This window comes from Petrotoga halophila DSM 16923, from assembly GCF_002924615.1.
Genome location: NZ_JALY01000141.1, coordinates 1 through 11,665 on the forward strand (window position 1 = coordinate 1; position 11,665 = coordinate 11,665).

The window sequence follows — 11,665 nt, forward strand, 5'->3', positions numbered from 1 at the left end:
ATGATTTTTTAGTAAACGAAACGGAAGAAAACGAATTTGAGGAGATAAAATACATATTTTTTTGAAAAAAATTTTTGATAAACCTTTAATTTCCAAACTGTCTATATAAACTCTATTCTCAAATCCCTTTAATCTGGAATAGTTAATACTACAGTCTCTTTGGTTATCTTTCTTCCAGCTACTACTGTGAAGAAAAATAAAAATACCCCTGCCCCTAACAGTATCCATAAAATTATATCGTTGAACTGCTCTGTCAAGGGAAAAGTTGAAGTCAAATAACTGCCACCAAAAACAACTATGAATCCTATTATAAAAAACAAGTTATTGATTATACTTATTCTTCGAATTCTAAAAATTAGATAATACATAATAGAAAGCAATCCAAAACCAAAGGCAGAAACAAATATAATTATTTTAAAGAGTGAACCATTAAAAAAACTTTTTTCAAGGAAAGTAATTGTTAAAATATTTGGAATGATGAATATTAAAACTAATTCAACTTCCATAACTATCCAACCAACAATAATAGAGCTATACAGATAAGGTTGTATTTCAAAGCCGTTCGATAGTAAAAGTTCTATTCTACCTGTTGTTTTTTCTGGTATAACTAAATTGCTGAGTATCAAGATGGCTCCTATCGTGTACATAAATAAAGCCATGATAATAAACATTCTATTGGAAATAAGCTCCGGTACCTCATTAGGTTCAGAACCCACAAAGCTATAAAGTGTAAAAGTTGTTATTGCTATCAACAAAATTGCTGGAAAATAGAAGTAAGCAAAACTGGTTAATAGCATCCTAAAATTATATTTCATTATTTTTTTCATCTATATACACCCCCGCTTTTTCCTTGAATATAGAAATTTCCCTACTAAATTGTTTGTCAATTTGATCTCCCACATTCGATCGTATTTTATTCCATCACATTTTCTTTTCTCTTTTAACTTTTTTAAGGTAGAGAAACCTCAAAGAAATATCTCTTAAGGTCCCTGTAATTGTAAATATAGAGGATATTTTTCCCATCGGCATTTACATTTTTATCAAAGGCAAACTTCGGATAATAGAGCAAATTTGGGTTATTTATATACAATCTTATATTCAGATCTTCATCTAATACGAATATTTCCATTTCTCCTTGAATCTATAAAATACACTAAGCCGTTCTCTGACAAAAGATACACATTACCTTTTTGAGTAACTATATCCAATATTTCGTTTTCATTGTCATGTAGATTAACAACAAAGCTTTCATCGAATTCTAAATTCACTGAAAAAGTGAAGGTGACAGCAATCAAGATAAACATTATCAAAAATCGCCCTCTAAACATTTTCATCTTTTTTTCTTCCTTTCTTTATATTTTATACAAAAATGAATTTCTTATAGGGAAGAGAAAAATTTCCTCTTCCCCTATAATAATAAATTACTTATCTTCTTTTTAACCAACGTATACCATAGTAGCTAAACCAATCAGCATAAGTACGGACCAACCTCCTAATAAACAAAAATTACAAATAAAACATCCAGCACAATCGACTCCCTCAATGATGTATTCGGGGTTCAGATTATTCATATTTTCATTCACCTCCTCGTACAAGTGTTTTTTTAATTGGCTTCAAATATTTATTGATAAAGTATTACAGGGATCGGCCAAAAAATTTATGTTAAAATCAAGCTCGATAATTTTTGTTATCTTTAAATTACTTATACTCTCTTTTTCTTCTTTTATCCGTATTATGATATAGTTTTTTTGGAAGATTTTACTCTATTTTTTTAAAATTAGAAATAAAAATCAATTTTTTAATTGTTCTTCTTTCGTTATATCTATAATTTTGTTGCAGACATCATCAAAGTTATTTGAATGATCTATTATCACACATATTTTATCGTTCAATTTTTCTTTGATGAATTTCTTTATCAACTCTCTTGTTTCACTATCCAGATGTGCGGTAGCTTCATCAAAAACATAAACGTCCGAATTAGCTTTTGCGATAGCTCGAGCTATTGCTATCTTTTGAATCTGTCCACCTGATAGTTTTATCCCATTTTCCCCCACAGGTGTTTTGTCTCTCAAGGGTAGAGAGTCGACAAATCCCTTTAAACCCGATTTAAGTAAAACCTTTTGATATTGTTCCTCATCTATTTCATCAACGATTTTTATATTTTCTGCTATCGAAGAGTTTAAGAGAAAAATCCTCTGCGATACTATTGAAAAGAGTTTTCTTAATGATTTTTTTGATATCTTTTTCAAGTCCGTTCCATTAACCAATATCTTACCATCATAGTTGTTATAAAACCCTAAAAGCAATCTTATTATCGTCGATTTACCGCTTCCATTTGGACCTTTTAAAAGTATTTTAGTACCTTTTTTGGCATTTAAATCAAAGTTTTCTATCACATAATCATTACCAACCGGATATTTAAAGCTTACATTTTTCATCTCTATTTCATTTATTTGGTTTAATTCTAATTCATCACCAGTTTCTTCCTCTTTTTGGTATTTGAAGAAAAAATTTCTGATTCTTTCCAAAGCAACGAAGGCTGGTTGGATAGTCAACATCGTTGTGTTCCAATTTAAAACAGGGGCATATAATTTCGAAAAATAACCTGCGAATGCCATATAGGTACCGATAGAGATATTTTCATTTAGAACTGCACTTCCTCCAACGTATAGCAAAAATACACTTGCAAGAGAAGAAAAAAGTGTCAATAACTCTGTTCCCCCTGACATCGAGATTCCCCTTTTTATCATCGTCTTTGCAAATTGTTCACTCGCTTGGTTTATCTCCTTTACCTGTTTTTCTTCTATGCCAAGTCTCTTTATTTCTTCTCCACCTAAAATCGCTTGTTGCAATTTCCCGCTGTACATTGCACCTTTTTCAAGAGAGGCATGAGTGAATTTTTTAAGAGATCTTCCAAAGATTTTTGTTACTATACCGAATACAGGAACCATTAAAAGTAATAGAATAGTGAGCTTAAAGTTCATTGAAAACATAATAAAAAGAGCACCTACAAATTCAAAGATGCTTATGATCGCCCTTAGAGTATTCATGGAGAAAAAGGAACTCAAGGAGTCAACTTCTTTCATTCGGGCAAGGATATATCCACTTTCGTTGGTCGTAAAAAATTCTAATGGAAGATTCAAAATATTTTTGTTGAGATCTTTCTTCATATCAAGAAGTGTATGTTGATTTAAAAAAGTGAACAACACGGAAGAACTGTAGTTAATTATACTTTGTAAAAGATAGGTACCAACAAGGATCAACACGAATTTAATAAGAACATTCATATTTCTTGCCATAATCCCTTCATCAAAAGCGAGTTTTGTGAGATAAGGGGGTAAAAGAGCAACCAAAGTGAGTACAATTAGCATAATCATGCCCAAGATAAAAAGCCATATTCTCCTTTTTACGTATTTAAAAACAAAACTTAAAGTACCGAATTTATTTAAGGCCATCTTTATCTCCTCTATTTGGTACTTTTACTCTTAAAAATTCTACATACGAATCATTTATCCACTTGCATCTATCAATATCCATCAATCCATCTTCAACCGCTTTTCTAGCCCTTAAAATACAAGGCCAACAGAAATGAAGTAACTCACAATCACCGCAAATTTCTCTATCTCAACGCAAAACACTAGCTCTTGCCTTATATACAACTTTTTCCTCAAATAGGAACGTTGTTGAAAGGGTTTTTTCTTATTCTATCATCAGTCTTTTGCCAAAGATATTTACGAAGTAGATGATTCCTAATATAGCCATTAATCCCAAAAATATGAAAATAAGATTTTGCCAGTTTTCTAAAATAATTAACTTTTCCCACAGATTTCCATTCATTCCCACAAAAATTAAGAATAAAAAAAGAAGGATTCTAACTATGAATGGGTTATCAAACACGAGAAGCCCTATTCCAACCAAACCACTAAGTACCGCCGACCAAATCGGAAAGGTTATCAATACCGTTAAAAGTATTTCAAAATTAGCAATTACTCCCATAGAAAAAATGTTTGTTATATATTGCACAATAATTCCCCATAACATGAATACCTGTGTGAACAATAATACTGCCAACATTTTCCCCAAGAATATTTCTTTTATATTTAAAGGTGATGCCAAAAGGTATGAGATATTTTTATTTTCCTTCTCTTTTTGAAAGCTGATCCAACCAAATGTATAAGGTACGAAAAAAGTAACCGTAAAAGATGAGATAAGAATAGGGTTAAATTTATTTGAACCATCCAAATTAAACACTATTACAAAGATTGTAATAGCCGTCAAAAGCAACAATAATTGGAATTGTTTCCTTATGAACGTTCGTAACTCTTTTTTAATTAGGGCTTTCATCATTCTTCGTCCTCCTTCACGATATAAGTATATATATCCTCAAGCGTCACTTTTTCTTCTTCCACCTTTTCGACCTCTATTCCTTTATTCACGAGATATCGAACTACTGATGATGGACTTATTTTATCTCCAGAGAGTATCAACTCTTTTTCTCCTATTACATTTACTTCAGAATCCTTTGAAATCTCATTTACTATATCCTTGGGAATTTTACTACTTACCTTTATTGTTACACCCATTCTAACTCCCAAAGCCTCTTTCAATTCTTCCATATTTCCAGATACAACTATTTGTCCTCTTCTCAAAAGTATTATCCTTGAACATATTCTTTCTATATCGAAAAGGTCATGAGAGGTTATTAAAAGTGTTTTTTCTTTATCATGTAAGCTTTTTAAAAATTCTACCATGTTTTTCCTGGCTACTGGATCAAGATTGGACGTTGGTTCATCCATTAAAACAATTGAAGGATCATGCAAAAATGCTCTTGATATGGCTAACTTTTGCTTCATACCTGCGGAAAGTCCCTTTACCAAACTTCCCCTATTTTCGTAAAGTCCCCATTGATTTAGTAATGCTTCTCCACGTACTTGGGAAACCCCATATAATTCACTCCAGAACTTTATATTTTCATCAACAGTTAAATCATTATATAGACCAGGTCCATCCAAAATGAAACCTATCTTTTTCCTTTGTTGCTTGGTCATCTTATCGGTATCTACCCCTAAAATTTTTGAAACTCCTTCAGTTGGTTTCAAAAGTCCTAATATTATATTTATCAGGGTAGTTTTTCCTGCACCGTTTGGCCCAATCAATCCTACAATTTCTCCCGCATTTATTGAAATATTAATATCTTTCAAAGCTTCTACCCCGTTTTTATAAACCTTCCGAATATCTTTCAATATTATTGTTTCCATAAATCTATCTTCCTCCTAAAAGATGACATAGCATTATAAGAATTAAAATTACTAATGTTGATGTTGCAAAACTTTTAAGCAATAATTTTAGAAAACCTTTGCCTTCTCCAATGCGGAACTCGTATATTGTTCGTAAAGCGTATCCTATGGTGAGAATCACAAAAAAAGCTGGTGGATTAGACATATTAATGCCCCACCTTTGAACATAGAAATTTCCCTAATAAATCGTTTGTCAATTTCAGTTCTACTGCTCTACATTCAAAACAACCATACCTAAAGATACATTCCTTGCACTTTTCAATCTTTCCCAAATTTAGATTCCAATATTTATCAATTTCTCTATCACCAAATATTCTTTCAAAAGGTTCTGAATCATTCATTACATCTGCCAAGATTTCTTTCTTCATGTGGGGACATGGTAAAATCTTACCGTTCGAGGTTAAAGCAAGAGTTCCATACAAGCAGGGATGATGATAGAAATTGTGCCAAAAAGTCTCAACATTAACTCGAACAAAATGACTGTTGTTAAATTCTCGAAAGTTACTTTTACGATAAATATGAGATACATACAAACCTTGGGGGTTGAATTTCATTATTTCTTCTCTCAGCCTTTCAATATTATTATCCGAATCCAACACGATTACTGGTACAAAACTTTGTAAGCGATTTTTAACATAATCCAATGTGTAACAGAATTTTTTTGAATTATCTTCATCTTCATTAAAGTTCGATGCGGGAATAACTATATAACAATTTAAATTTTCAGTAAGATTTCTCTTATTTTCTTTTATTTTCGAAAACAAATGTTTCCAATGTGTTACAACCCATATTTGAGTTGATTCAGATAAATATTTACATTGATTCACAAGGTTGTTAAGTTTATTACCAAGGAGGAAGGGATTCCCCCCATGTAAGATAAGATTAATAGGCTTTAAGTCTAAAATACGAGGTAAAAAACGCCTATAGTCAAAATGTTCAACATTTTTTTCAGACTTTTCATTAGAGCAAGTTAAACACGGGATGGAATTGAGAGAATTGCAAAAGGAACAGTTTAGATTACAATTAGTTGGTAATTGAATAAAAAATCTATTAATTACAGGAGGTGGAGATTGAATCCCTTTTAAAGGAAGCAACATACCTTTTCTCGTTTTTTCCTCGTATATTAACTTATCATAGCACTTCCCTATACTTTTATCACTTAATGTTTGAATAATTTCTGGTGTTTTCGGATGATCAACTTTGGATATTAACTCCCCCGTTTGAAGATAATGTATCACTTTTGCCCAATCTTCATCAAGCTCAATTATATCGCCATTATATAGGTTGTAAATAGCAGCTTCTTTAGCTTTATCATTTTCCACAAGGATGTTCCACTTATTTAACTTAAAAAAACGTTCTTTCAAAGAAATACACCCCCCTGTTTATAACCTTTTTGCGTCACAATATCGAAAAGATCAACACCATCTTCGAGAAGGCTCCATACTTCTTCAAATTGTTTCTTAATACTTTTTCTGATTTTCTCACAAACGTCTGCCGGCTCTTTTTCAAATTTTTCAATGCCAGCTGTTAACGCAAAACACAAAGGACATAATCTCTTTACACAACAATTCAAACAATCTTTGGTTATCTCACTATTATATTTTTCCACAAGAATTCCTATCTTTTCAATTTCTAACCACTTTTGTACATTGCCGATAGGGAAATTATAATTCATTTTTTCACAACAATGTAAATTACCATCTGGATCAACAGCAACTTTTGTTCCCGGTACGCAAGTTGCTGTAAAAGGTAAAAATTTTGGCCTCGTTAAAGAGTAAAGGATATTTATGCTTCTGTTAAGAATTAAAGTATATGGTGTACCTATTAGTGCAGACAAAAATCTATTTTCATTTCCTCTTTTTAAATGTTCAAAATACATTTGTTTACAGTATTCCATTCTTTCAAAAAATTTCTCTTTGTCCTCTTTAGAGTATCGTTTGTACCATCTTCCAAAAGAGTCTGAAATCATATTAACTCTTGCGACTTTTAATAAATCAGCTTGCTTATCAAAAAAACGTGACATTTCTATTATATCGCTACCATAATCATAGCATACAATTATAGAACAGAACTTTTTATAATAATCAGAATATTTTTCACTCAGATTTATTAAATTTTTTAAAATTATATCAAAGCTTCCAGAATGATCTGGAAAAACGCGAAGCCTATCATGTTCTTCTCTCTGCCCATTCAAACTGACTGCAATTGCAACTTCATTTTGAGCAAGGAAATCTGCTATTTCCTTCCTCAGTAAAATCCCATTTGTTGTAAGTGTAAAAAAACATCCTTTATAGATCTTTTTTGCATAATTAATTACTTCTTTAATAAGATCAAAATTTAATAAAGGCTCCCCTCCATAAAAACCAATAATGGGTTTTAAATATGGATTTCTCCTCTTTGTTTCTTTTAAAGTGTTTAAGTATTTTTTAACAGCTTCTTTTGCTATACTGCTTTCCATGTAAACTTGCCTATGTATTCTCATATTGTAATAGTTTCCTGAATATGCACAATATTTGCATCTAAGATTACAGTCTTCTGTAACTATTAGAAATAACTCCTTTGTACCATTTTGTTTTAAATAAGTATGTATATCTTCTAATTCGACCTTTTGTTGCAAAATACAATTTTTGGTTTTGTTTTCCTTTTCTAATTGTCTGGCTGCTTTTATATTATCCACATATTTGACTACTCCTGTTGAATCAGAATAAAAATATTGATTTCCTTTCTTTGTTTCAAAAAAAAACCCTTCCATTATTTTCTTTTCCTCCTTTGATTAAACCTTGGTTTTTAATAAAATTAGTTCTGTTTAATTTATCCTTTTTCCTAATCCTATTTGATATTTTATTTTTATAAACCCTAATGCCACAGATAAGCGAATATTGCTTCTTTCTACTGATTGTTGGACTCTATCCATGCCTCTCAACAAAAAGAAGTGTATGTCTCAACACATCAAATTTGTTACTTCCATACATTATCCTTTTAATGACTTTCAATTTATTCACAGAACCTTCTGCTAGTTCGTTGTTGTAATCATATACTATTGCATTTCTAACCACTTGTATATTTCTGATATAATAAATATTTGATGAAACAATATAAGCATAAACAACTATTTACTTTAAAAAATCAATGGGTAGTAGAAGCACATATTGACGAACTTTCAAGTTCGTTAAAAAGTTTGTTCGCTACCCGCTTTTCACCATATTCCGAGACTTAATTGCCCTTTCAACGCTACATTAGAAGAATGAATGTAAATGAGGGATTCTTAAACAATACTAACATTAGTGAGAAGAAAAATATGTATTTTGTAGGTATTGACATTTCTAAAAATTCTTTTCACAATCGCATTGTTGATGGAAAAAACCACTTTTCTTTTAGTAGACTCTAATTTTTGTTACACTTTTTTTTAGTGAATGCCAGAAAAAATAATAAAAAAATTTCTATTTTTCGTAAAAAAGCCAAGGTAAGGCTTACAATTAATTAGAAATGTAAATCAATACTGATATCCTAGCACGTAACCTGTCATGCTAGCTGCTGCGTCCATAGCGGGAATAACTGTGAATCCGATAGGCAATAAAGAATACAAATGCTTCCACACGTAAGTCCACATAAAAAACCCTCTGGTTCTGAACTAGTTACTGTTTTCATAAAGCATCTCTTTTCCCATAGGAGAAATACAAATTATACATTTAACTCCATGATGCCTCTGCGGTTGCATATGCAGATATTCCATAAAAATCTAGAATAGGTCCAACCCCGTCAACCATACAAGCTATAGCACATGCTGCAACGCAAAGAGCCCCACATGCAACTGGTCCATCTGGTTCTACGTTGTTAACTGTATTCATCTGTTTTCACTCCTTTCTGTTAAAATTTTATTTTCCCTACCTTGGCATAGAAGGAAACAATTAATGAACCTTTTTTTCTCATTGTTTGGGATAAAAAATTTCGTCGAATGAAAAAATTCATCTACTCAAATAAGGATTGTTAATCTTCCTCTCATTTACATAATATCTTTTTTATTCTCTTCCAAAAAGTGTGAGTAGAAAAAAAGAAATATGAGCCCTGGATTAAATAATCTGAAAAAAGAGTTATTCAAATTCTTTGAACAGATACTGAATATAACAGAGCCATGGTACATACCAAAGATAGAACAACAAGGAGATACAATCAACATATATGCGGAATTCAAAAAAAGTTAAAAGTTCGAAAATCATGGTAAATATTAGAGTACATACGATGCAAATCAAAACTGCAGCAAGGAAACATTTCCTAAAAGCAGATAATATTTGATAAATCCAAAAATTATTCGATTACAAAAAAACTTTTTATGTTGCAATGTATTTTATTGCTTTAGATAAACTCCTTTTAACTCTAACTTACTTACCCACTATTTTCGTGAGAAAGCCTTTATTTTTCACCATTTTTCCTGCAGAGTTACTTCTTGCCGGCAAATAATTCCTAAATTCACAATCTTTTACTTCAAAAACTTATTTTGTTACTTTTTTAAATCTTTTAAGCTTTTTCAAATGTTGCTTTTTTCACAAAGTAAATACATCAATCAAACATTTACCATACTTCTTCTACACCACTTACAACCGTCCAGTGTTCTACTCCATCTGTTGATCCTGTAATGTGACCATCTCCACCAAAAACAAATATTCCACTCATTAGCAGACCTGTGATCAACAAAACAACAAAAAATTTCTTCATCCTCTTTTACCCCCTTAGATTATTCTTTTAATTAAAGTCTAAAATTTCAAATAATCCAACCCTTCACTTTAATCATACACTTTCCCATATGGTTTTCAACTGTTTTTTTAAGTGGGTTCAAATATTTATTAATAAAGTATTATAGAGATCGGTCAAAAAAAGCTTACGTTAAAATCAAATTTGACAATTTTTGTTATCTTTAAATTACTTATATTTTCTTTTTCTTTTTATTATCTGTATTATGGTACAATTATGTTTGAATGGTTTCGGTCTATTTTTAGAAAATTTCTATGTTGAATTGAAGTAAACGAATATTCTATTATTATAACATTGTGTAAATATTTCATGAGGATAAGGAGGTTCTTAGAATGAATCTTCGATCTTTAATTGAAATTGTGAATAAAGGACAGTTCATAAGACCAATTTTGAATTATGTTGTTCATTACTTAGAAAGTGATAGATCAGATAAAAATAAAAACATCGTCAATTACATAAACGTTTTGAAATTAAAATGGGATGTTCAATACGATGAAGCCCTTGAGATAATAGATGAAGAGATAAAGGGATTGAAAAAAGGTGGTTTGCACTGTTTAATGATAGGTATTTTAGTCAATCTTTCTAAGAATGAAGAGATTAAAGAAGTATTCAATCAATTGAAGGAAGAATTCGCCACACTTCCTAAGTATTTAAGAGGAATAGTCGTTGAGAAGTTAAAGAATGTTCGTGAGTTAAATTTTGAAGAAAAAGACTTGCAAACTATTAGAATTTGGAGTGAAAGTTATGAAAATACTCTTACCACCAAAAGCTTCATATTGCTATCAAAAGCAAGAGGAAAAAAGAACGAAGAGCAATACAATGAAACAGTTTCTTTGAACGTTGAAGCATTTAAGATTTTAAAAACTATTCCACATCCTTCTGGTATGGTGCAAGCTTTAAACAATTCATCTTGGTGGTTGAAAGATATTAACAAAGAAAAGGCTTTAGCTTTTACCTTTCCATTGGGATTCTATCTTGGTTACTACTTCGATGATGATAAATTTGATGCTTTCAATTCCCTTGATACTACATTTCAAGTACAAAAGAATAATAACGACCCTCTGGTTTATGAGACCGCCTTTATCTTTTCGAGGTGTTTATCTCAACTCAACAAATCTGAAAGTGAACTGATAAAGAATACTTTTAAAGATATCATTAACCAATTAAAGTACTTTGTATTCAATTTGGATAACAACCAACACAGAAGTACACCAAAACTGAGAGATTTCATAAGGAAAGAGATAGGAAAAGAAAAGATACCCATTGATTCAATAAACGTTTCTGAAAGAACGTTGAAAGAGTTTTTATCTGCAAAGACAAAGTACATTCAACCAAATACCTTGAGAAACATAATAGATGCTCTTGAGTTTGAAATCAACACATCCACACCTTTGTGTATAATCAAAGAATTGAAAAAGAAAGACATAGATAAAAAGTTTAAGGTAAACTTTGAAAATTTTAAAAATCTTCCAAAAGAAAGACAAATATCAGAACTCTTTACCTCTTACCTCGTTCATTACTACAAAGAAGAGATTGATCTAAAAAAGATAATTAAAGAGATAGAAGATGACAGTTTAATTGAAGAAAGATGCGATTACTACACGAAAGAGTTAGTAAAC

Annotated in this window: 15 protein-coding genes; 2 read left to right on the forward strand and 13 right to left on the reverse strand. The window is 30.9% G+C overall.

Features of this window, described 5'->3' with window-relative positions; all coding sequences use genetic code 11:
- Positions 1-128 precede the first annotated feature (128 nt).
- The 12 genes from AA81_RS07135 to AA81_RS14190 all read right to left on the reverse strand — a co-directional run bounded on the left by AA81_RS07135 (position 129) and on the right by AA81_RS14190 (position 9,145).
- On the reverse strand, positions 129-827 hold the full coding sequence (locus tag AA81_RS07135) for a hypothetical protein (RefSeq protein ID WP_103078170.1): 699 nt from the start codon (positions 825-827) through the stop codon (positions 129-131).
- 122 nt (positions 828-949) lie between these two features.
- The gene (locus AA81_RS07140; protein WP_103898666.1) at positions 950-1,129 is read right to left on the reverse strand and encodes a hypothetical protein; all 180 of its coding nucleotides are present in this window, start codon (positions 1,127-1,129) and stop codon (positions 950-952) included.
- Positions 1,107-1,334 carry a hypothetical protein gene (locus AA81_RS07145; protein ID WP_103898667.1) on the reverse strand — a complete coding sequence of 76 codons (228 nt, stop codon included), beginning with the start codon at positions 1,332-1,334 and terminating at the stop codon, positions 1,107-1,109. Before AA81_RS07145 ends, AA81_RS07140 begins: the two co-directional genes overlap by 23 nt.
- A 102-nt stretch (positions 1,335-1,436) precedes the next feature.
- The gene (locus AA81_RS14695) at positions 1,437-1,571 is read right to left on the reverse strand and encodes a hypothetical protein (RefSeq protein WP_281255710.1); all 135 of its coding nucleotides are present in this window, start codon (positions 1,569-1,571) and stop codon (positions 1,437-1,439) included.
- A 219-nt stretch (positions 1,572-1,790) separates the two neighbouring features.
- Positions 1,791-3,455: an ABC transporter ATP-binding protein gene (locus AA81_RS07150; RefSeq protein WP_103078167.1), complete on the reverse strand. Its 1,665-nt coding sequence runs from the start codon at positions 3,453-3,455 to the stop codon at positions 1,791-1,793.
- A 244-nt stretch (positions 3,456-3,699) separates the two neighbouring features.
- A complete protein-coding gene (locus AA81_RS07155; RefSeq protein ID WP_103078166.1) occupies positions 3,700-4,347 on the reverse strand; it encodes an ABC transporter permease in 648 nt (215 codons plus the stop codon).
- Positions 4,344-5,258 (reverse strand): ABC transporter ATP-binding protein, encoded by a 915-nt coding sequence (locus AA81_RS07160; RefSeq protein WP_103078165.1) that lies wholly within the window; start codon positions 5,256-5,258, stop codon positions 4,344-4,346. The genes AA81_RS07155 and AA81_RS07160 overlap by 4 nt, the downstream gene beginning before the upstream one ends.
- A gap of 4 nt (positions 5,259-5,262) precedes the next feature.
- Complete coding sequence (locus AA81_RS07165; protein WP_103078164.1) at positions 5,263-5,442, reverse strand: hypothetical protein; 180 nt, start codon at positions 5,440-5,442, stop codon at positions 5,263-5,265.
- 1 nt (position 5,443) lies between these two features.
- On the reverse strand, positions 5,444-6,661 hold the full coding sequence (locus tag AA81_RS07170) for a hypothetical protein (RefSeq protein ID WP_103078163.1): 1,218 nt from the start codon (positions 6,659-6,661) through the stop codon (positions 5,444-5,446).
- A complete protein-coding gene (locus AA81_RS07175) occupies positions 6,658-8,049 on the reverse strand; it encodes a radical SAM protein (RefSeq protein ID WP_103078162.1) in 1,392 nt (463 codons plus the stop codon). Before AA81_RS07175 ends, AA81_RS07170 begins: the two co-directional genes overlap by 4 nt.
- A gap of 154 nt (positions 8,050-8,203) precedes the next feature.
- Positions 8,204-8,353 carry a transposase gene (locus AA81_RS07180; protein ID WP_146026615.1) on the reverse strand — a complete coding sequence of 50 codons (150 nt, stop codon included), beginning with the start codon at positions 8,351-8,353 and terminating at the stop codon, positions 8,204-8,206.
- 633 nt (positions 8,354-8,986) lie between these two features.
- The gene (locus AA81_RS14190) at positions 8,987-9,145 is read right to left on the reverse strand and encodes a hypothetical protein (RefSeq protein ID WP_169926260.1); all 159 of its coding nucleotides are present in this window, start codon (positions 9,143-9,145) and stop codon (positions 8,987-8,989) included.
- Positions 9,146-9,355: 210 nt separating this feature from the next.
- Between AA81_RS14190 and AA81_RS14195 the strand changes: the two genes are divergently transcribed.
- Positions 9,356-9,499 carry a hypothetical protein gene (locus AA81_RS14195; protein WP_169926259.1) on the forward strand — a complete coding sequence of 48 codons (144 nt, stop codon included), beginning with the start codon at positions 9,356-9,358 and terminating at the stop codon, positions 9,497-9,499.
- Between the two features lie 367 nt (positions 9,500-9,866).
- Here AA81_RS14195 and AA81_RS14200 read toward each other — a convergent pair whose 3' ends face one another.
- A complete protein-coding gene (locus AA81_RS14200) occupies positions 9,867-10,010 on the reverse strand; it encodes a hypothetical protein (protein ID WP_169926258.1) in 144 nt (47 codons plus the stop codon).
- Positions 10,011-10,378: 368 nt separating this feature from the next.
- On the opposite strand from AA81_RS14200, the gene AA81_RS07185 reads away from it, so the two are divergent.
- The coding region (locus tag AA81_RS07185; RefSeq protein WP_103898668.1) for a hypothetical protein at positions 10,379-11,665 on the forward strand (1,287 nt) is incomplete at its 3' end.

What these genes read in the sequence shown, in the direction of transcription:
- AA81_RS07140 (WP_103898666.1), bottom strand. Translation starts at nt 1,129, where the DNA reads ATGGAAATATTCGTATTAGATGAAGATCTGAATATAAGATTGTATATA.
- AA81_RS07175 (WP_103078162.1), bottom strand. Translation starts at nt 8,049, where the DNA reads ATGGAAGGGTTTTTTTTTGAAACAAAGAAAGGAAATCAATATTTTTAT.
- AA81_RS07145 (WP_103898667.1), bottom strand. Translation starts at nt 1,334, where the DNA reads ATGAAAATGTTTAGAGGGCGATTTTTGATAATGTTTATCTTGATTGCT.
- AA81_RS07150 (WP_103078167.1), bottom strand. Translation starts at nt 3,455, where the DNA reads ATGGCCTTAAATAAATTCGGTACTTTAAGTTTTGTTTTTAAATACGTA.
- AA81_RS07165 (WP_103078164.1), bottom strand. Translation starts at nt 5,442, where the DNA reads ATGTCTAATCCACCAGCTTTTTTTGTGATTCTCACCATAGGATACGCT.
- AA81_RS07155 (WP_103078166.1), bottom strand. Translation starts at nt 4,347, where the DNA reads ATGATGAAAGCCCTAATTAAAAAAGAGTTACGAACGTTCATAAGGAAA.
- AA81_RS07160 (WP_103078165.1), bottom strand. Translation starts at nt 5,258, where the DNA reads ATGGAAACAATAATATTGAAAGATATTCGGAAGGTTTATAAAAACGGG.
- AA81_RS14695 (WP_281255710.1), bottom strand. Translation starts at nt 1,571, where the DNA reads ATGAATAATCTGAACCCCGAATACATCATTGAGGGAGTCGATTGTGCT.
- AA81_RS07135 (WP_103078170.1), bottom strand. Translation starts at nt 827, where the DNA reads ATGAAAAAAATAATGAAATATAATTTTAGGATGCTATTAACCAGTTTT.
- AA81_RS14195 (WP_169926259.1), top strand. Translation starts at nt 9,356, where the DNA reads ATGAGCCCTGGATTAAATAATCTGAAAAAAGAGTTATTCAAATTCTTT.
- AA81_RS14190 (WP_169926260.1), bottom strand. Translation starts at nt 9,145, where the DNA reads ATGAATACAGTTAACAACGTAGAACCAGATGGACCAGTTGCATGTGGG.
- AA81_RS14200 (WP_169926258.1), bottom strand. Translation starts at nt 10,010, where the DNA reads ATGAAGAAATTTTTTGTTGTTTTGTTGATCACAGGTCTGCTAATGAGT.